Genomic DNA, 19,138 nt, shown 5'->3' with positions numbered 1-19,138 from the left:
ATCCGGCTTTCCCGCAATCACCCCGGCGCATTCCCCGGGACGCCATCGAGAGCCGGCCCCGCGGTGATCGGCAGCTCGAACTCCACCGGATAATCCACATGCACGAAATAGAGCCCGCCGGCCGGCGCGGTGATCCCCGACGCGCGCCGATCCCGCGCCGCCAGAACATCCATCGGCCAGCCCATTTCGGCCCGACCATCCCCCACCGCCAGCAGGACGCCGGCGATGTTGCGCACCATGTGGTGCAGAAAGGCATTCGCGTGGATATCCAGAATGACGTAGGAGCCGCGCCGGCTCACCGACAGCGAATGCACCCGCCGCACGGGGGACTTGGCCTGGCACGCCGCCGCTCGCAGGCTGCTGAAATCGTGCTCCCCCACGAAGGTCTGACCGGCCCGATGCATGCGCCGGGCATCCAGCGGCCGTCGCCACCATGATACCCGCCCCGCCTCCAGCGCCGGACGGATCTCGCGATTCGCGATCACATAGCGGTAGCGCCTCCCGAACGCGCCGAACCGGGCGTGGAAGGTATCGGGTACCGGCTGCGCCCAGGTCAGCGCAATCGCATCCGGCAGACGACTGTTGCTTCCCAGGATCCAGGCCCGTGGTTCGCGTTGTGCCGGGGTGTCAAAGTGCACCACCTGGGCGGTGGCATGGACGCCCGCATCGGTACGCCCGGCACAGCTCAGCTCCACCGGGTGATTCGCCACGAAGCCCAGCGCCGCCTCCAGGTGGCCCTGGACGCTCGGACCATCCTTTTGCCGTTGCCAGCCCAGCAGCCCGCGGCCATCGTATTCGACACCCAGCGCCCAGCGTTGGCGCGTGGCCGGCCCCGTTCCACCCCCGGATGACACCGACATCTGGTCGCTATTCAAAACCCTGCCCCCAGTACCATCCACCAGACCGCCGCCACCCCCGCCCACAGCCAGGCCAGCGCAGCCTTGGGGATTCGCCAGCCCGAGATCATCGCGGATTCCGCCGGCAGCTCTGCCGCGACATCGCCACCCCCTGCGAGTGCCTGATCCAGGCGCAGGACAAGCCATTCCCGGACCTGTGCCAAGCGTGCTCGGCGCACTCCGCGCAGGCCCGCCCGGCGCTGCTCCAGTACCGCCCGTTCACCCTCGAACATGGCCAGTGCCAGAAACAGACGTCGCGCGAAGCGCTCGCCCCAGCCCCCCAGCACCTGGCGTGGGCCGCCCAGAATGCCCCCAAGGGCACGCACCAGGGCCGACCGCGGGAAGCGTCCGGTCATCCAGACCACCAGCACCACCACGAGCACCAGTGCAGCAATACGCCATCCGGCCACCTGCAGTCCCGTGCCCCAGTCTCCGCCCCCCGTCGGCCACACCCCGTAGAACACCACGAGCGAGAGATAAAACCATTTCAAACGCAGGACCAGCCGGCCCGCACGGCCCCAGTCCAGACCGGTCAAGGCCAGCCCTCCGGCCACCACAGCCGCGACAGCCACCACCTGCGGCTCGGCCGGCACTAGCGCCGCAGAAACGCCCAGCACACCCAGCAGAGCCGCGGCCGCGGCTCCGGCATCGCCCTCAGCGGGGGCCGACCTCATCGGCTCTTCCGCGCTCATCGCCACTCAGCGCCCATCCCCATCCTCGAAACCAAAAGGCCCCGCCCGAGAGATCCCCCCCGGGCGGGGCCGCACATCGTAGCCATGATCGGTTCACGGCGCCGGCATCACCAGCCCGACACGACCCGGCTCCAGCAATCAGCTTCCCTGAATCTGATCCCGGATCGCCTCGGCCTCGCGCTTCTGTTCGTCGGTACCAGCGGCCAGAACCTCGTCGATGAGCTCCTGGGCACCCTCCGCATCACCCATGTCCGCGTAGGCCTGGGCCAGACTCAGCCGCGTCACGTTCTCGTCATCGCCGGCTCCATCCGTACCTTCCCCGGCATCGGCCGATTCCGGCGCGGCGAATGCCTCGCCCGAGGCCGGCAGATCCTCGTCCATCTCCAGCCCGGTCTCCTGGCCTTCACCACTGTCACCGCCACTGGCGGGCGCATCGAGGTCCGGAAGCTCGTTTTCCTCGAGGTCGAAGGACAGGTCGTTCAGGTCATCGCCTGTCTGGCCTTCTTCCGCAGTCGCTTCTGCCGCACTGGCGAGGTCCTGTTCCAGGTTGTCGTCGATATCGAACGAAAGCCCCTGATCCTCTGCCGTGCCCGGCTCTTGCGCATCGGCACGCGGCTCCGCATCGTCGGATTCCGGCAGCTCCAGATCGGAGAAATCGATCTCGTTGCTGTCAGCGTCGCCCCCCGCAGCCCCGGGGTCCACCGAAGCCGGCTCGTCAAGGGAATCGGCGCTGGCCAGGCCGGCCGCCCCGGTGGCACCGCCCAACTTCGACTCCAGCTCCGAGAGGCGATCGCGCAGGGCATCGTCGTCCGCACCCAGGCGATCGCGCAGGGCCGTCGCCGCCTCGCGTGCGCCCGCTTCGTCCTCAAGCGCCACATGGGCCTCGACCAGCTTGAGCCGGTACTGATTGTTGTCCGGATTCTCCTTCAGGGCGGCGTTCAGCGTCTCGACCGCCTGGTCATTCATGCCATAGGCCAGGCAGACATCCACCTCGGCCAGCACGTCGTCCATGCCCGCCGCACCCTCGCTGGTGCTGGAGACCACCACTTCGCCTACCTCTTCTTCGGGTTGGGCCGGTGGATGCGCGGATTCTTCCTGCCTGGTCTCTGCAGATTCGTCGGAGCGCGAAGCGGCCGTTCCCACAATGGTTCCGGCCGCAGCCGCGGTCGCGGCCCCGGACACCCCGGAACCCGCGCCTCGCTCGCCGCCCTGGACTTCACGCGCCTCGTACCCCGTGGCGCCCACGGTCGACGCCTGCACCCCGCTATTGTCGGCCCGAGGCTTCAGGCCGGAACCGTGTTCGTCGACCATCACCTCGCGGCGACCGCCGCGGGCAAAAGCCAGCAACACCAGCAGCAGCAGAATGACCAGCGCAATCGCCATCATCAGCAGCAACGGATCGTTCATGATGCGTTCGTGCAGCGGAGCATTGCGTTCGGCATCCGCACGATCCAGACGGGTGCGCAGCTGTTCGCGCTCGGCGCGCAGCTGGCTCAGCTGCTCCTCGAGCCCGGCCATGTTCTCGCTGGAGATCTCGGCCAGACGCCCACGCTCGCCAAGCTCCTCGCGCAATTCGGAGAGCTCGTCGCGCATTCCGTCCATTTCGGCACGCTGGGACAGCAGGGCTTCCTGCAGCAGCTCTTCGGACCCCCCCTGGGTTGCCCCGGCTTCGGCATCTTCCGGCAGCAGATCGGCGACGATCTCCAGGCGATCCTCGGCCGCCACCTCCTCGGTCGCGGCCTCGTCGCCCACCGCCGTTTCGTCCTCGGTCACGGCCGAGTCCGATTCGGCCACCGCGGATTCGTCGTCCTCAACCGCCGCGGCAGCGTCCTCTGTAACAGCCGCTTCTTCGTCCTCGGCCAGCGCCTCGCCCTCGACACCCTCCTCAGCCGCGGTCGGAGCCGGCTCCGGTTCTTCGCGGGCGACGCGAGTGGATTCCTGCCATGCGCGCGTCTGGTCGGCAACCTCGGCCCGCGCCTCGGCGGTACTGCGCGCGTCCAACTGTTCGCGGGACGGCGTACGCAATTCCGCGTCCGCGCGCAGCGAATTGATGTTGTTACCCATGAAGGCCTGCGGATTGGCGTCGAGGAACGCGAGCATGGCTTGCTCGTCGCTGTATCCCGAGACACCGCTGCGGCGCACGACCGCGTAGAGGGTGTCGCCACTACGCACCCGGATGGTTTCGCCTTCGCGGGTCGCACGCGGCGCCGCGCCGGGGTCCCCGCTTACGGCCGGGGCAGAAGTTCCGGAAGGCATCGTGCCGGGCGGATCCAGCAACAACGAGACCTCGCGCATGGCGCGCCCGCCATCCCAGCGCGCCTCCAGCAGCATGCCCACATAGGGCTCGCGCACCGGCCGGCGTGTGGTCAGGATGATGCGGTCACCCTCGACCTGGATGTTCAGGTCCCCCGGAACACCGCCACGGTTCAGACCGGCGCGGCGGTATGCGTCCTCGGAAGCCTGGCGAATTCGCAGGGAATCGCCGGCAGCTGCCGCTCCCCGCAAGGGAATCTCCGCCCGCAAGGGCTGATTCAGGAAGGATTGAAGATTGATTTCGCCGAAGCCCACGGAACTCGAGGACGCCGGGGCCACCAGCAGCAAGAACAAAAACCCAACCAAAAACTTGCGCACGAATTCCCCCTGAAAATGCCACCTGGCCGTACTGCCTCGGCCGACACGGCCGATGACCCCCTGGCCACGGATGTACCGGGTAGTGTCCCCGGCGTTTTCCCGGATTAAATCACAGGTAATCGCGGATCAAAACCTCCGCGATCTGAATCGTGTTCAGCGCGGCCCCCTTGCGCACGTTGTCCGAGACGACCCAAAGGTTCAGTCCGCGGGGGTGGGAAATATCCTCGCGGATGCGGCCGACGAACACCGCATCCTTGCCGGAACCCTCGGTCACCGCAGTCGGATAGCCCCCGTCCTCGTGCTTGTCCAGCACCGTGATCCCCGGTGCGCGGGAGAGGATTTCGCGCGCCTTCTCCGCACTGATTTTCTCGCGCGTCTCGATATGCAAGGCCTCGGAATGCCCGTAGAACACCGGAATGCGCACTGCGGTCGGGTTCACCTGGATGGACTCGTCGCCCATGATCTTCCGGGTCTCCCAGACCATCTTCATCTCTTCCTTGGTGTAGCCATTGTCCTGGAAGACGTCGATGTGCGGCAGGGCATTGAACGCGATCTGCTTGGGATACACGTTGCACTCCACCGGACGGCCGTTCAGCAACGCCGCCGTCTGGTGCGCCAGTTCATCGATCGCTTCCTTGCCGGTACCGGATACGGCCTGGTAGGTCGCCACGTTGATCCGTTCGATGCCGACCGCATCGTGCAACGGCTTCAGCGCCACCAGCATCTGAATGGTGGAGCAATTCGGGTTCGCGATAATCCCGTGTTTCGTGTAATCGCCCACCGCGTCCGGGTTTACCTCCGGAATCACTAGCGGGATCTCCGGGTCGTAGCGGAACTGCGAGGTATTGTCGATCACGACGCAGCCGGCCGCCGCCGCCTTGGGCGCATATTCCGCGGACACCGAGGCGCCCGGCGAGAACAGCCCGATCTGCACCGTGGAAAAATCAAAAGTCGCCAGGTCCTCGACCTCCAACTCGCGCCGGCCGTAGTCCACCGTCTTGCCCACCGACCGCGAGCTGGCCAGGGCATGCACACGCCCGATCGGCAGGTCGCGCTCGGCCAGGATGGACAGCAGGGCCTCGCCAACGGCGCCCGTTGCGCCGACCACGGCCACGTCAAATTTGCGGTCACTCATTGTTAATTCCAGGTTTAATTTTGATCTTCAAGCTATTGATAGCTCTATTGAACCGTAGGATGCGACGAGCGCAGCGAATCGCATCAATCTCTTCCCCAGCGGAGGCAATGATGCGTTTCGCTGCGCTCAACGCATCCTACACTTGCGCGTGATACAAGCCCCGTTCGTGAGGCCGCCTCAATCGTCCAACGCAGCCACCAGGGCATCCCCCATGGCCTGCGTACCCACCAGCTTCATGCCTTCACCGAAGATGTCTGGGGTACGCAAGGCCTGATCCAGTACCCGACCCACAGCCGCCTCGATGCGTTCGGCCAGGTCGTTGCGGTTCAGACTATGACGGAGCAGCATCGCGACCGACAGCACCGTCGCCATCGGGTTGGCCTTGCCCTGCCCCGCGATATCCGGCGCCGAACCGTGGATCGGCTCGTACAGGCCCACGCCCTCGCTGTTCAGCGAGGCGGACGGCAGCATGCCGATGGAGCCGGTCAGCATCGCCGCTGCATCGGACAGGATGTCGCCGAACATGTTGCCGGTCACCATTACGTCGAACTGCTTCGGGTCACGCACCAGCTGCATCGCGGCATTGTCCACATACATGTGAGACAGCTCGACCTCGGGGAATTCCTTCCCGACACGCTCGACCACCTCGCGCCACAGCTCGGAGACCTCCAGCACGTTGGCCTTGTCCACCGAGCACAGGCGCTTGCCCCGTTTCATCGCCGCCTCGAAACCCACCCGGGCGATCCGCTCAATCTCCGATTCGCTGTAGACCAGCGTATTGAACCCGACCCGCTCGCCATTGCGTTCCTCGATCCCGCGTGGCTGGCCGAAGTAGATCCCCCCGGTCAGCTCGCGCACGATCAGGATGTCCAGCCCGCTGACCACCTCGGGCTTCAGCGTGGAGGCCGAAGCCAGCTGCGGATACAGGATCGCCGGCCTCAGGTTCGCGAACAGGCCGAGATCCGAGCGGATGCCCAGCAGCCCACGCTCGGGGCGCAGGTCGCGCTCCAGCGACTCGTACTGCGGGCCACCCACCGCGCCCAGCAGGATCGCATCCGCGCGGCGTGCCGCCTCGCGGGTCGCCTCCGGATAGGGGTGCCCGGCCGCGTCATGCGCCGCGCCACCGATCAGGCCTTGCTCGATCTCCAGATCCAGACCGCCGATCTCGCCCACACGTTCCAGCACCTTCAGCGCCTCGGCCACGATCTCGGGCCCGATCCCGTCCCCGGGCAATACCAGAATTCGGCTCACAAACCTCTCCCAACCATCGGATTAATCGTAAAATTCATCTCTACCCCCGTGGGAGTCGAGCCTTCCCGGCGATCGCGGCCTAACCAACGCACCATCGGCCAGAGGGCTGGCCTCCTACGAGTCGGTGGCCCCGGACCGGTAGGAGCAGAGCCCTCTCGGCGATCGGGCGCCGGGGCAGACCCAATCGGCCAGGGGGCTGGCCTCCCACAGGGGGCCACAGCCCGCGGCTACGAACGCTCGGCCATCCACGGCCATTCGCGGCGCTGGCGATCCTCGAAGGCACGGATATCGTCACCGTACTGGAGCGTCAGCGCGATGTCGTCCAGGCCGTTCAGCAGGCGGTGACGCCGATCCTCGTCCAGCGTAAAGCTGAACACGGCGCCGTCCGGCGCGGTCACCGTCATGTCCTCCAGGTTCACCGCCACCTGCGCGCCCGGGTTCGCCTCCACCTGATCGAACAGGCGCTGCCCCTCGTCCTCGGCCAGCACCACCGGCAACAGGCCGTTCTTGCAGCTGTTGGAGAAGAAGATGTCCGCGAACGACGGCGCGATCACCGCGCGAAATCCAAAGTCCGTCAACGCCCAGACCGCGTGCTCGCGGGAGGAGCCGCAGCCGAAATTCTTGCGCGCCAGCAGGATCGTCGCCTGGTCATACGGCGCCTGATTCAGCACGAAGTCCGGGTTCGGGCGACGTTGCGAACCGTCCACGCCCGGCTCGCCCGGGTCCAGGTAACGCCAGTCGTCGAAGGCATTCGGGCCAAAACCCGTGCGCTTCACGGATTTCAGGTACTGCTTGGGGATAATCGCGTCGGTATCCACGTTGGAGCGGTCCAGCGGCGCCACGATCCCCTTGTGTACGGTAAAGGCCTGCATCGCTTATGCCTCCTTCAACGCGGACGGTTCAATGAAGTGCCCGGCGACGGCCGCCGCAGCGGCCAGGGACGGGCTGACCAGATGCGTACGCCCACCCTGCCCCTGGCGGCCCTCGAAATTACGGTTCGAGGTCGAGGCGCAACGCTCGCCCGGCTCCAGGCGGTCGGCGTTCATGGCCAGGCACATCGAACAGCCCGGCTCGCGCCACTCGAAGCCGGCGTCCAGGAAGATCCGATCCAGCCCTTCCTGCTCCGCCTGCTGCTTCACCAGCCCGGAGCCCGGCACCACCATCGCCAGCGTGATGTTGTCGGCCTTCTTGCGGCCCTTTACCACCTCGGCGGCCGCGCGCAGGTCCTCAATGCGCGAGTTGGTGCAGGAGCCGATGAACACCTTGTCCGGCCGGATCTCCGTTATCGGAGTGTTCGCCTTCAGACCCATGTAGTCCAGTGCCCGCTGCATGCCTTCGGCGCGCACTGGATCGCTCTCGGCCGCCGGGTCCGGCACATGTCCGTCGATCGACGCGACCATCTCCGGCGAGGTGCCCCAGCTCACCTGCGGGGCGATCTGGGCGGCGTCCATCTCGACCACCGCGTCGAACTCGGCATCCGGGTCGGAGACCAGCGTGCGCCAGTATTCAGCCGCACGCTCGAACATCTCGCCGGTGGGCGCCGACGGCTTGTTGCGCACGTACTCGATGGTCTTCTCGTCCACCGCGACCATGCCCGCGCGGGCGCCCGCCTCGATCGACATGTTGCAAACGCTCATCCGCCCCTCGATCGACAGGCTGCGGATCGCCGAGCCGGCAAACTCGATCGCGTAGCCGGTACCACCGGCAGTCCCGATGCGGCCAATAATCGCCAGCACCACGTCCTTCGCGGTGACGCCCGGGCGCAGCTCGCCTTCCACACGGATCTGCATGGCCTTGGTCTTCTTTTGCCACAGGCACTGCGTGGCCAGCACATGCTCCACCTCGGAGGTGCCGATACCAAAGGCCAGCGCGCCTAACGCGCCGTGCGTGGAGGTATGCGAATCGCCGCACACCACGGTCATGCCCGGCAGGGTCGCGCCCTGCTCCGGACCGATCACGTGCACGATCCCCTGGCGCACATCCGCCATCGGGAAGAACTTCAGCCCCAGGCCGGTGACATTGCTCTCCAGCGTCTCCACCTGGATGCGCGACACCGGATCCGCAATCCCCTGGTCGCGGTTCTCCGTGGGCACGTTGTGATCCGGCACCGCCAGCACGGAATCGCCGCGCCACGGCTTTCGCCCGGCCAGCCGCAGCCCCTCGAAGGCCTGCGGGCTGGTCACCTCGTGCACCAGGTGGCGATCAATGTAGAGCAGCGTCGAGCCATCCGGCTCCTCGCGTACCACATGCGCCGCCCACAACTTGTCGTACAGGGTCTTGCCTGCCATTACCTACTCCCGCGGCCGCGCCGCGTTCTATCGTTCTTGCGTCCCACCGCCAGCAATCCGCCGGCGCTATACAGGCCCGCCCTTGCACAGCGTCGCCACTGGCACCGTCATTGCGAGGAGCGTAGCGACGAAGCAACCTCCGTCCGAAACCACCCGATACCGGTACTGGCGCTCTGCCAGCTTCAGGAGGTTACTCGCTGCGCTCGCCCTTCGGGCCGGCCTGCGGCCGTTCAACGCGCTTAGCGCTTTTGTGCCGCGTCGCCTTCGGCTCCTCGCAATGACGTCATTTCAGGACGACCGTTTAACGGAGTCTGCGGCCACCTCGGTATTCTTTCAAATCCGATTTCTTATCCGTATCATTCCATACAGCTATACAAGTGCCGGGTCATGCGGAGCCCGACCATTGAACAAATCATTATCTCACGCAGGGACTGGAGAGACACGGATGCGCCCAGAACAACTGAGTGTGGAATCCCTGCAAGCCTTCGTCGCGGTCGTCGACACCGGCGCCTTCTCCGCCGCGGCCGAACGGCTGCACCTGACCCAGCCCGCGATCAGCAAACGCATCCAGACCCTGGAGGCCACGCTGGAACGCCCGCTGTTCGAGCGCCAGGGCCGCCGCGTGCGCCCGACGGAGGTTGCGGAACGCCTGCTGCCCGAGGCCCGCGAAATCCTCGCCCGCCTGCGCGCCATCGAACAACAGGTCGCCGACCTCGACCAGGTGGTGCGCGGCCGCATCCGCCTGGCCACCTCACACCACATCGCCCTGCACCGCCTGCCCGCACCACTGTCGGCCCTGCGCGAGCGTTACCCGGAGCTGGAGCTGGAACTGGCATTCATGGATTCCGAGGCCGGCATCGAGGCCGTCATGCACGGCGACGCCGACCTGGCTCTGGCCACCCTGCCCGAGGATCTGCCGAAGGACGCCGAGGCGCACACCGTATGGACCGACGACCTCGCCCCCATGGTCGCCCGCAACCGCGCTCAAGATACCCCGCTGGATACCCTGCGGCGCCTGCTCGACTGGCCGGCCATCCTGCCGCCCGCGGATTCCACTACCCGCCGTCAGATCGACCAGGCCCTCGCCGCACAGGGCCTGCACCCCACGGCCGCCCAGGAAAGCCCCTACCTGGAAGTCATCCGCATGATGATCGCGGCCGGCCTCGGCATCGGCTTCCTCCCCCGCACCATGGCCACCGACGACCTCGCCGTACTCGACTGGCCCGGCGCGCCCGTTACCCGCCAGCTCGGCTGGGTCCGCCACGCCGAGCGCTACCGCTCCCGCACGCTGGAGGCTGTCATCGAGGCGTTACAGCGACCGCAGTAACCGGATGGCGCCGCCCCCTTCCGGGGCCCGGCAGAGCCGCGCGGTCAGGCGCGGGCGGCTTCGCGGGGGAGGAGGGACGAGATCATCCAGGTGGCGAAGATGAAGAAGGTGGAAGCGATCAGGGCGCCTTCCAGGCCCCAGACCATGAAGATGGCGCCGGAAGCGACGGTACCGACCAGACGGCCGCCGGCGTTGGCCATGTAGTAGAAGCCAACCTTCATCGCAACGCGGTCAGCCTCGGCGTAGTCGAGGATCAGGAAGGAGTGGACGGCGGAGTTGATTGCGAACACCACGCCGAACACGCCCAGCCCCACCATCAGCACCCAGGCCGGGTCCAGACCCACCTCCAGACCGATCACGATGGCGATCGGCAGCAGCATCAGGATGAAAGCCCACAGGCGCGCGGTGAGGCCGGTCGGATGCACCCCGCCCTTGCCCAGCAGGCGCGGTACGGAGGCCTGCACGATGCCGTAGCCGATCACCCACAGCGCGAGGAACGCGCCCACCTGCATGTGGTTCCAGTCGAGCGTGGCGCTGAGGAACACCGGCAGCGCGACCACGAACCAGACATCGCGCGCGCCGAACAGGAAGAAGCGTGCGGCCGAGAGCACGTTGATCGCGGCGGAATTGGAGAACATCTGGGTGAACTTCGGCTTGCCGCCGACCTTTCCGAGACCACGCGGCAGACCCACCACCGAGAACAGCATCACTACGGCGAGCATCCCGGCGAGGATCACCAGCGCCATCTGGAAGCCCACGGTGTAGAGCAGCGCACCACCGGCGAAGAAGCCGACACCCTTCAGCGCGTTCTTGGAACCGGTCAGCACCGCGACCCAGCGGAACAGCCGCCCCTCGCCGGTCCCGGCCACCAGCTTTACGCCGGACTTCGCACTCATCTTGTTGAGATCCTTGGCGATCCCGGACAGGGCCTGGGCGAACATCACGTAGGCCACGCCCAGCCAGGCCTCCGGCACCGTGAGCATCAGCAGCGCGGCCACCTGCAGCAGCGTTCCGCCGATCATGGTCGTGTTCACCCCCAGCCGCGCGGCCAGCCAGCCGCCGGTCAGGTTGGTGATGACCCCAAACAGCTCGTAGAACAGGAACAGGAAGGCGATCTCCAGCGGGCTGTAGCCCAGCTGGTGGAAGAACAGCACGACCAGCATGCGGATCGCGCCGTCGGTGACGGTGAACGCCCAGTAGTTCGCGGTGATCCGCGCGTAGGCGCCCAGCCCCAGTGTCGGCGGCCCGCCCGGGTCCGGCTGGTCGGCCGCGCCGCTCACGACGGCCTCAAGCCCCCAGCTTGGCGACGCGCGCGACCAGTTCCACCAGCCGGTTCGCGTAGCCCCACTCGTTGTCGTACCAGGCCAGCACCTTCACCTGCGTGCCGTCGACCACCATAGTGGACTGGGCATCCACGATGGACGAGCGCGGGTCGGTGCGGAAATCGCTGGAGACCAGCGGGCGCTCCTCGTAGCCCAGGATGCCGCTCAGATCGCCGTTCGCGGCCTCGCGCAGCAGGCCGTTGACCTCCTCCGCCGTGGTCTCGCGCGCGGCCTCGAAGGTGAAATCGGTCAGCGAGGCGTTCATCAACGGCACGCGCACCGCATGGCCGTTCAGGCGGCCGTTCAACTCGGGGAAGATGTCGCCGATCGCCTTCGCCGAGCCGGTGGTGGTCGGGATCAGGTTCAGCCCGGCTGCACGGGCCCGGCGCAAATTGTCGCGCGGCAGGTCCACCGGCGACTGCGTGGCGGTCATGTCGTGCACGGTCAGGATGGTCCCGTGGCGGATCGACAGCGCCGGGTGCAGTACCTTGACCAGCGGCGCCAGGCAGTTCGTGGTGCAGGAGGCAGCCGTCACGACGCGGTGCTTTGCGGGATCGTAAGCAGCGTCGTTCACGCCCACCACCACGTTCAGCGCGCGCGCGTCCTTCACCGGCGCCGCGACCACCACGCGCTTCGCACCCCGGGTGAAATGCGGCTCCAGCGTATCCATGGTGCGGAAGGCGCCAGTGGCGTCGATCACGATGTCGACGTCCGACTCGCCCCACGGCACCTGCCCCGGCTCGGCCAGGCTCGTGTGGCGCAGCTCGCGCCCATCGATACGAATGCGTTCCGCCTCGGCCACCGGCTCTCGGCCCCAGCGCCCGTGCACCGAGTCGAACTCCAGCAGGTGGCCAGTGACCGTCCCGTCGGCCGCGACCTCGTTTAGATGCACGATCTCGATGTCGTCCCGGTCCCAGGCCGCGCGCAGCGCCAAGCGACCAATCCGCCCCATCCCGTTGATCCCTACGCGCACCGCCATGGAGTCCCTCCCGCCAAAAATCGCGTCAGCATACCCCGCCCAAATGACAAACGCATGACGCCCGAGCGCTGAAACTCGGCTCGTCAGTTGAGCCAGACGATCCCGGCGTTGAGGTAGATGGCGAAGGCGACCCACAGCAGGTACGGCGCCAGCAGCGCGCCGGCGATACGGTCGATCCGCCAGAAGGCAATCAAGGTGGCCAGGATCAGCGGCCACAGGATCAGGATCTCGGCGAGCGCCAGATCCGGGCGTTGCATGCCGAAGAACAGCACCGACCAGCCAAGATTCAGGGCAAGTTGGGCTAGGAACAGCCCCAGCGTAATCGGGGCACCGGTCAGGCCGACGCGCCGCCAGACATGCCAGGCGGCGAGACCCATCAGGCCGAACAGCACACTCCAGACCGGGCCGAATATCGCATCCGGCGGATTCAGTGGTGGACGCGCCAGTGTCGGATACCAGTCGCCCACCGAGAGACTGGTTGCCCAGCCACCCAGCCCGGCCACGGCAAACACCAGCACCATCCAGCCCAGGAGCCCGAGCATGTCCGTGGCAAAGGAGCGCCGCTGCGGGCGCGGGGAACGGGCCGAATCGGGTGTCGTCACGGAATTCTCCTTGTACTCGGGGGTCCTAGTCCGGGCTTCATCGAATCGCCGCCGGATTCCGAACGGAATTCATGCACGATTCAGTCAACCACGCGACACTCTAACCTGACCACCCCGCAAACAAGCGAGTTGCAATGCCCCGCCCCGCCACACTGATCACCGCGCTCCTGTTTCTCCTGGCCGCTGGCATCCTCGCCTGGATGCTGCTGGGCCCGGAAGACGACGCGGTCTCTTCCGGTCGTCCGGGCGGTGGCGAGACCCGCCCGGTCGCGGTCGCCATCGCCGGCATCGAGACCCGCGACCTGGTCGAACGGCGGCGTTTCACCGGCAGCATCGAGGGTGCCGACCGGATCGAGATCACCCCCCGCGTGGGCGGGCGGGTTGCCGAGGTGTTCGTCAATCTGGGCGACCGCGTGGAGCCCGGTGACCCGCTGCTGCAGCTGGATACCGAGGAATTCGAGCAGGACGTCGCCCAGGCCGCGGCGGAGCTGGAAGTCGCCGAGGCCAGCCTGGCCGAGGCCCTGGCCAGCCGCGATGCGACCCGACGCGAACTGCAGCGCACTCGCGAGCTGCGCGACCAGGGCATCGCCTCGCGCTCGGAGCTGGAGGCCGCGGAAACCGAACTCGCCCTGGCCCAGACTCGCGTCGCCCTGGCCGAATCGCAGATCCGCCAGCGGCGCTCCGCACTGCGCACCCGCGAGATCCAGTTGAGCTACACCCGCATCGAGGCGGGTACGGCCGACAGCACCCGCTGGGTCGCCGAACGCCACGTGGATCCCGGCACGGTCATCAGCGCCAACGACACCGCACTGGCCCTGGTCCGGCTGCAGCCGGTGCGCGCCATCCTGGCCGTGACCGAGGCCGACTACGGCCGGCTGTCGCCGGGCCAGGGGGCACGCGTCTACACCGCCGCCTACCCGGACGCCGGTTTTGCCGGCACCATCGCCCGCATCGCCCCGGAATTCCGGCCCGGTTCACGTCAGGCGCGGGTCGAGGTGGAGATCCCCAACGAGCGCGACCAACTGCGCCCGGGCATGTTCGTGGAGGCCGCCATTACCCTCGGGGAACGCAACGCCGTCCTGGCGATCCCGCGCGACGCGATCATCCAGCGCGAGACCGGGCCGACCCTGTTCAGCGTGGACCGCAGCGGCGAACGCCCGCAGGCCCGCCGCCATCAGGCGGTTACCGGCGTGCGTGACGGCGACTGGGTCGAACTGCTCGAACCCGAGCTGCCGGAAGACACCGAGGTCGTCGTGCTCGGCCAGCACCTGCTCGCGGACGGCACCCCGCTGCGCCTGACCGACCCGCGCAACGTGCCGGGTGGCGACGACGCACCTGAGTCGGACACCCCGTGAATCCGGCCCGCGTAACGGTCCACCGCCCCGTGCTGACCAGCATGGTGGCCCTGATCGTGGTGATCCTCGGCCTGACCGCGCTGACCCGCCTGCCGGTGGATCTGCTACCGAATATCACCTACCCGGTGGTCACGGTGATGACGTCCTACCCCAATGCCGGGGCCGAGGAAGTCGAACAACTCGTCACGCGCCAGGTGGAACAGGCCGCGGCCGCCATTACCGGTGCCCAGGAGATCCGCTCCACCTCCGCCGAGGGCAACAGCAACGTCCGCATCAACTTTGCCTGGGGCACGGACATCCGCCAGGCGGTGGACGACCTGCGCGATCGCCTGGCGCGTATCGAGGACCGCCTGCCCGATGACGCCGATCGCCCGTTGGTGCGCCAGTTCGACACCCAGGACTCGCCCATCATGCGTCTGGGCATCGGCTCGCAACTGGACGCCATCCACCTGCGCACCCTGATCGACAACCGTATCGCCCCGCGTCTGGAACGCATCCCCGGCGTGGCAGCTGTGGATACCTTCGGCGGCCTGGAGCGCGAGGTCCGCGTGGAGGTGGACCCGGAACGCATCGAGGCCATCGACCTCGGCCTGGACGACCTGCGCAACCGCATCCGCGACGCCAACGTGATCACCCCCGGCGGCCCGATCATGGATGGGCGCCGCGAATACCGCCTGCGCACGCCGGCCGAGTTCCGTTCGGTGGACGAGGTCCGCGACACCATCGTGCAGCGCAGCGAAGACGGTGTGACCTACCTGCACCAGGTGGCCGACGTGCGCGACACCCACCAGCGCGTCACCCGCCGGTTTCGGGTCAACCAGGAGGAAGGGGTGCAGCTCGCCGTGCGCAAGCTGGCCGACGCCAACACCGTCGAGGTCTCCGAGGCGGTCCACGCCGAACTGGTGCGCCTGAACCGCGACTTCCCCCAGATCGACATCCGCGCCGTCACCGACGAGGCCGGTTTCATCCGCAACTCCATCACCAACGTCGGTCGTTCGATCCTCTACGGCAGTGCACTGGCCGTGCTGGTGCTGCTCGTGTTCCTGCGCAATATCCGCTACACGCTGGTGGCGGCCACCGCGATCCCACTGGCGGTGATCGCCACCTTCGGCCTGGTCTACTTCGGCGGCTACTCGCTGAACCTGATGACACTCGGCGGGATCGCGCTGGGCGTGGGGCTGATGGTGGACAACGCCATCGTGGTGATCGAGAGCATCGCCCGACGGCGCGAGGAACATGCGGAGCAGACCGCCGCGGAGGCCGCCATCAGCGGCACCGGGCGCGTCGCACCTGCCATCGTCGCCAGCACCCTGACCACCGTGGCGATCTTCCTGCCGCTGTTCTTCGCCGAGGAACTGGCCGGCCAGCTGTTCAAGCCGCTGGCGGCGGTGGTCGCCTTTGCCCTCGCGGGCTCACTGATCGTCGCGCTTACCCTGGTCCCGATGCTGATGGCCCGCGCCCCGATGCCGAAGCGCGACACCAGTGCCCTCGCGCGCATGGAACAGCGCTACCAGGGGCTGCTGCGGCGCACCCTGACCCAGCCATGGATGGTCATCGGCATCAGCCTCCTGCTGCTGATGATCGCCCTGGCGGGGCTGCGCGGCGTGGGCACGGAGTTCCTGCCCGCCACCGACGAAGGCGAATTGCGCGTGCATGTCGCCATGGAGCCCGGCACGCCCCTGGAAGAGCTCTACGCCACCATGTCCGGCCTCGAGGCGATCATCCACAACGAGGTCCCGGAACTACAAAACCTGGTCTCCAGCTCCGGCGCCTCGGCGTTCCGGGCCTCCTCGCCCGCCTCCGGCAACATGCGCGTGATGGTCGGCTCGCGCGACAGCCGCAGCCGTTCCTCCGACGACATCGCCGCGGCCCTGCGCGACGCGCTGGGCAGCCCGCCGGGAGTCGAGATCCGCGTGCGCGCCTCCAGCGGGATCTTCTTCCGCGGATTCGGACGCGGCGCCGACGAAGAAAGCCTGTCCATCGAGGTCCGCGGCTTCGAGCTGCCCACGATGAACGCCGTCATCGAGCGTTTCGAGACCGCGCTGGCAGACGTCCCCGGCGTGACCGACACCCGCGTTGGCTCCGACGGCGGACAGCCGGAATTCGCCACCCGCATCCACCGCGACCGCGCCGCCGACCTCGGCGTGGACGTGCGCACCATCGCCCAGACCCTGGAAACCGCCCTGGGCGGCTCCGGCGCCGGCCAGCTGCGCGCGGGCGGCGACGAGACGCGCATCTGGGTCCAGTTGCGCGACGCCGACCGGAGCTCGCTGGACGACCTCCTCAACCTGACCGTCCGCAGCGAGGACGGCGAACGCGTGGCGTTGCGCAGCCTTATCACGTTCGATACGGCGATCGGCCCGGACAGCATCCAGCGCCGCGAACAGGCTCGCATCAGCACGCTGTTCGTGAACATCGGCGACCGCTCGCTGGGCGAGGTCGCCGCCGACGTGCGTGCGGCGCTGGCCGATATCCCGCTGCCGGAGGAGATCGACTTCTCGGTCACCGGCGACATCGAGGAGCAGGAAGCGGCGTTCTCCGAACTGCTGCTGGGCACCCTGCTCGCGACGTTGCTGGTCTACATGGTCATGGCCAGCCTGTACGAGTCCCTGCGCGACCCGCTGATCGTGATGTTCTCCATCCCGCTGGCGATCATTGGTGTAACCGGCGCACTGCTGATCACCGACACCACGCTCAACGTGCAGTCGCTGATCGGCATCCTGCTGCTGGTCGGGATCGTGGTGAACAACGCGATCCTGCTGGTGGACCGCATGGCGCGGCGCCACCGCGAAGACGGCATGGAACTGCAAGCGGCCATCGTGGCCGCCGCGGGCGAGCGCCTGCGCCCGATCCTGATGACCACGCTGACCACCATCCTGGCGCTGTCGCCGCTGGCCATCGGTATGGGGGACGGCGGCGAGGCCCAGGCCCCGATGGCCCGGGTCGTGATCGGCGGGCTGCTCTCGTCTACCCTGATCACCCTGGTGCTGATCCCGACGCTCTACCTGCTGTTCCACCGCCGGGGCGAGCACCCGCAACCCGTCTACCGAGTCGCCACGGATCATGCCTAGAAATCCCCTGCCCTTCCTCGTCGCGCTCGCGCTGGCCCTCCCGGCCCACGCCTCCGAGCCCCCGGATGCCTCCGACGGGCTGCGCCTGTCACTGCCCGCGGATGCACTGACCGACGCCCGGCCGTTCGAACGCGAAGCGCTGGCGGAAGAGACCCTGTCCCTGGAGGAAGCCGTCGCGCGCGCGCTGGAAAACAATCGCGGCCTGCGCGCCGAGCGCCTGCAAACCGCGATCCAGGGCACGTTCGAGGCGCAGGAACGTGCGGTGTTCGACCCCGAGCTGTTCGCAGAGCTGGAGATCCGCCGCGACCAGAGCGTGCGCCAGCTGGAACAGATCGGCGAAACCGATGAAGTGGCCGCTACCCGGCGCTTTGGCGAGGCGGGCCTGAGCCAGTCGCTGCCAACCGGCACGGACCTGACGGTCTCCGTACGCAGCTCGCGCAGTTCCAGCTCGCGCGTGGAGGCACCCCAGTTCACCACTCGCGCGGGCCTGAGCCTGACCCAGGCCCTGCTCCGGGGCGGGCGTATCGAGTCCAACCTGGTACGCCTACGCCAGGCCACCCTGGACGTGGAGGCCTCGGAGTACGAGGTCCGCGGCTTCGTCGAACAGCTGATCACTGACGTCGAGGGACGCTACTGGGATCTAGTGCTGGCCGATGAACGGATCGCCATCTTCGAGGAGGCCCTGGCCGTGGCCGGCGAGCAGCTCGACCAGACCGAGCGACGCATCGCCGCCGGCGACCGCCCCGAGACCGAGGCCGTGTCGGCCCGTGCCGAGGTGGCGCTGCGCCGTCAGGGCCTGATCGACGCCCGCGCCGAACGCGCCCGCGCGCAGGACGGCCTCGCGCGACTGCTCCAGGGCGACGGCGGCCTGTGGGATACCCGGCTCGAGGCGAGCTCCGAGCCGGGCCTGGAACGCTACACGCTGGAACCCCTGAATGCCTACGTGGCGCTGGCCCGCGACCATCGCGCCGATCTCAACGAAACGAGACTGCGGGTCCAGCGCGACCAGCTGGAGGTCGTGCGCACCCGCAACGGCCTGTTGCCGCGCCTGGACTTCTTCGTGACCCTGGGCCAGTCGGGCTACGCCGACAGCTTCAGCCGCACCTGGCGCGACCGCCAGGGCGACGGCTACGACCTGGCGGCCGGCCTGCGCTTCGAGATGCCAATCGGCAACCGTTCGGCCGAGGCCGAACACACCCGGGCCCGGCTCACCCGCCAGCAGATCCAGGAAACCCTGGCCAACCTGGAACAACTCGCCATCGAGGACGTGCGCGGCACCTGGTTCGACGCGGCCCGCATCCGCGAACAGATCCAGGCGCAGAAGGAAACCGTCGAGTTGCAGGAAGAACTCCTGCGGGTGGAACAGACGCGCTTCCGCGTCGGCGCCGGGACCGCGCTGGCCATCTCCCAGGCCCAGCGCGACCTGCTGGAGAGCCGCCTGAATCTGACCGAGACGGTCGTGCGCTTCCGCCAGCTCACCACCGAACTGCTGAACGCCAGCGGCACCCTGCTGCTCCATCGCGGCATCGACGCCCCCGGCGCCGAACGCGTGGAGATCCGTCTGTAGGCCGGCTTGCCCACGAGTCGGC

At 67.8% G+C, this 19,138-nt stretch carries 14 protein-coding genes; 4 read left to right on the top strand and 10 right to left on the bottom strand.

The features are described from left to right. Window positions 1-17: 17 nt before the first annotated feature. The 7 genes from truA to leuC all read right to left on the bottom strand — a co-directional run bounded on the left by truA (window position 18) and on the right by leuC (window position 8,893). Entirely contained in the window at window positions 18-860 is an 843-nt protein-coding gene (truA, locus tag F816_RS0106765) for a tRNA pseudouridine(38-40) synthase TruA (protein ID WP_019594085.1), read from the bottom strand. 11 nt (window positions 861-871) lie between these two features. Then, a complete protein-coding gene (locus F816_RS0106760) occupies window positions 872-1,588 on the bottom strand; it encodes a hypothetical protein (protein ID WP_019594084.1) in 717 nt (238 codons plus the stop codon). A 138-nt stretch (window positions 1,589-1,726) separates the two neighbouring features. Further along, entirely contained in the window at window positions 1,727-4,219 is a 2,493-nt protein-coding gene (locus F816_RS0106755; RefSeq protein ID WP_019594083.1) for a FimV/HubP family polar landmark protein, read from the bottom strand. A 109-nt stretch (window positions 4,220-4,328) separates the two neighbouring features. Beyond that, window positions 4,329-5,354, bottom strand: coding sequence for an aspartate-semialdehyde dehydrogenase (locus F816_RS0106750; RefSeq protein WP_019594082.1), 1,026 nt, complete (start codon window positions 5,352-5,354; stop codon window positions 4,329-4,331). 177 nt (window positions 5,355-5,531) lie between these two features. Next, entirely contained in the window at window positions 5,532-6,605 is a 1,074-nt protein-coding gene (leuB, locus tag F816_RS0106745; RefSeq protein WP_196801676.1) for a 3-isopropylmalate dehydrogenase, read from the bottom strand. A 227-nt stretch (window positions 6,606-6,832) separates the two neighbouring features. After that, window positions 6,833-7,477: a 3-isopropylmalate dehydratase small subunit gene (gene leuD, locus F816_RS0106740; protein WP_019594080.1), complete on the bottom strand. Its 645-nt coding sequence runs from the start codon at window positions 7,475-7,477 to the stop codon at window positions 6,833-6,835. A 3-nt stretch (window positions 7,478-7,480) separates the two neighbouring features. Then, window positions 7,481-8,893 carry a 3-isopropylmalate dehydratase large subunit gene (gene leuC, locus F816_RS0106735; protein WP_019594079.1) on the bottom strand — a complete coding sequence of 471 codons (1,413 nt, stop codon included), beginning with the start codon at window positions 8,891-8,893 and terminating at the stop codon, window positions 7,481-7,483. Window positions 8,894-9,338: 445 nt separating this feature from the next. On the opposite strand from leuC, the gene F816_RS0106730 reads away from it, so the two are divergent. Then, window positions 9,339-10,220 carry a LysR family transcriptional regulator gene (locus F816_RS0106730; protein ID WP_019594078.1) on the top strand — a complete coding sequence of 294 codons (882 nt, stop codon included), beginning with the start codon at window positions 9,339-9,341 and terminating at the stop codon, window positions 10,218-10,220. A 44-nt stretch (window positions 10,221-10,264) separates the two neighbouring features. On the opposite strand, the gene arsJ is transcribed toward F816_RS0106730, so the two are convergent. The 3 genes from arsJ to F816_RS0106715 all read right to left on the bottom strand — a co-directional run bounded on the left by arsJ (window position 10,265) and on the right by F816_RS0106715 (window position 13,063). Next, window positions 10,265-11,500, bottom strand: a complete 1,236-nt coding sequence (arsJ, locus tag F816_RS0106725; RefSeq protein WP_019594077.1) for an organoarsenical effux MFS transporter ArsJ — start codon at window positions 11,498-11,500, stop codon at window positions 10,265-10,267. A 7-nt stretch (window positions 11,501-11,507) separates the two neighbouring features. After that, window positions 11,508-12,521, bottom strand: coding sequence for an ArsJ-associated glyceraldehyde-3-phosphate dehydrogenase (locus F816_RS0106720; RefSeq protein ID WP_019594076.1), 1,014 nt, complete (start codon window positions 12,519-12,521; stop codon window positions 11,508-11,510). 83 nt (window positions 12,522-12,604) lie between these two features. Continuing rightward, a complete protein-coding gene (locus F816_RS0106715; RefSeq protein ID WP_038085534.1) occupies window positions 12,605-13,063 on the bottom strand; it encodes a TspO/MBR family protein in 459 nt (152 codons plus the stop codon). A gap of 194 nt (window positions 13,064-13,257) precedes the next feature. Here F816_RS0106715 and F816_RS0106710 point away from each other — a divergent pair, with 194 nt between their 5' ends. The 3 genes from F816_RS0106710 to F816_RS0106700 are packed head-to-tail and all read left to right on the top strand — an operon-like array spanning window position 13,258 to window position 19,116. Continuing rightward, window positions 13,258-14,478, top strand: a complete 1,221-nt coding sequence (locus F816_RS0106710; RefSeq protein ID WP_019594074.1) for an efflux RND transporter periplasmic adaptor subunit — start codon at window positions 13,258-13,260, stop codon at window positions 14,476-14,478. Beyond that, window positions 14,475-17,549, top strand: coding sequence for an efflux RND transporter permease subunit (locus F816_RS0106705; protein ID WP_019594073.1), 3,075 nt, complete (start codon window positions 14,475-14,477; stop codon window positions 17,547-17,549). The genes F816_RS0106710 and F816_RS0106705 overlap by 4 nt, the downstream gene beginning before the upstream one ends. Then, window positions 17,542-19,116 (top strand): TolC family protein, encoded by a 1,575-nt coding sequence (locus F816_RS0106700; protein WP_019594072.1) that lies wholly within the window; start codon window positions 17,542-17,544, stop codon window positions 19,114-19,116. The genes F816_RS0106705 and F816_RS0106700 overlap by 8 nt, the downstream gene beginning before the upstream one ends. Window positions 19,117-19,138: the final 22 nt, after the last annotated feature.

This window comes from Thioalkalivibrio sp. ALM2T (assembly GCF_000381505.1).
Taxonomy (GTDB): Bacteria; Pseudomonadota; Gammaproteobacteria; order Ectothiorhodospirales; family Ectothiorhodospiraceae; genus Thioalkalivibrio; species Thioalkalivibrio versutus.
This window is presented reverse-complemented; position numbering and strand designations above follow the sequence as displayed.

Bases quoted from the DNA above. Each gene is read 5' to 3' on its own strand.
- F816_RS0106700 (WP_019594072.1), top strand. From the start codon at position 17,542: ATGCCTAGAAATCCCCTGCCCTTCCTCGTCGCGCTCGCGCTGGCCCTC.
- truA (WP_019594085.1), bottom strand. From the start codon at position 860: ATGTCGGTGTCATCCGGGGGTGGAACGGGGCCGGCCACGCGCCAACGC.
- F816_RS0106710 (WP_019594074.1), top strand. From the start codon at position 13,258: ATGCCCCGCCCCGCCACACTGATCACCGCGCTCCTGTTTCTCCTGGCC.
- F816_RS0106760 (WP_019594084.1), bottom strand. From the start codon at position 1,588: ATGAGCGCGGAAGAGCCGATGAGGTCGGCCCCCGCTGAGGGCGATGCC.
- F816_RS0106715 (WP_038085534.1), bottom strand. From the start codon at position 13,063: ATGCTCGGGCTCCTGGGCTGGATGGTGCTGGTGTTTGCCGTGGCCGGG.
- F816_RS0106720 (WP_019594076.1), bottom strand. From the start codon at position 12,521: ATGGCGGTGCGCGTAGGGATCAACGGGATGGGGCGGATTGGTCGCTTG.
- leuD (WP_019594080.1), bottom strand. From the start codon at position 7,477: ATGCAGGCCTTTACCGTACACAAGGGGATCGTGGCGCCGCTGGACCGC.
- F816_RS0106750 (WP_019594082.1), bottom strand. From the start codon at position 5,354: ATGAGTGACCGCAAATTTGACGTGGCCGTGGTCGGCGCAACGGGCGCC.
- leuC (WP_019594079.1), bottom strand. From the start codon at position 8,893: ATGGCAGGCAAGACCCTGTACGACAAGTTGTGGGCGGCGCATGTGGTA.
- F816_RS0106730 (WP_019594078.1), top strand. From the start codon at position 9,339: ATGCGCCCAGAACAACTGAGTGTGGAATCCCTGCAAGCCTTCGTCGCG.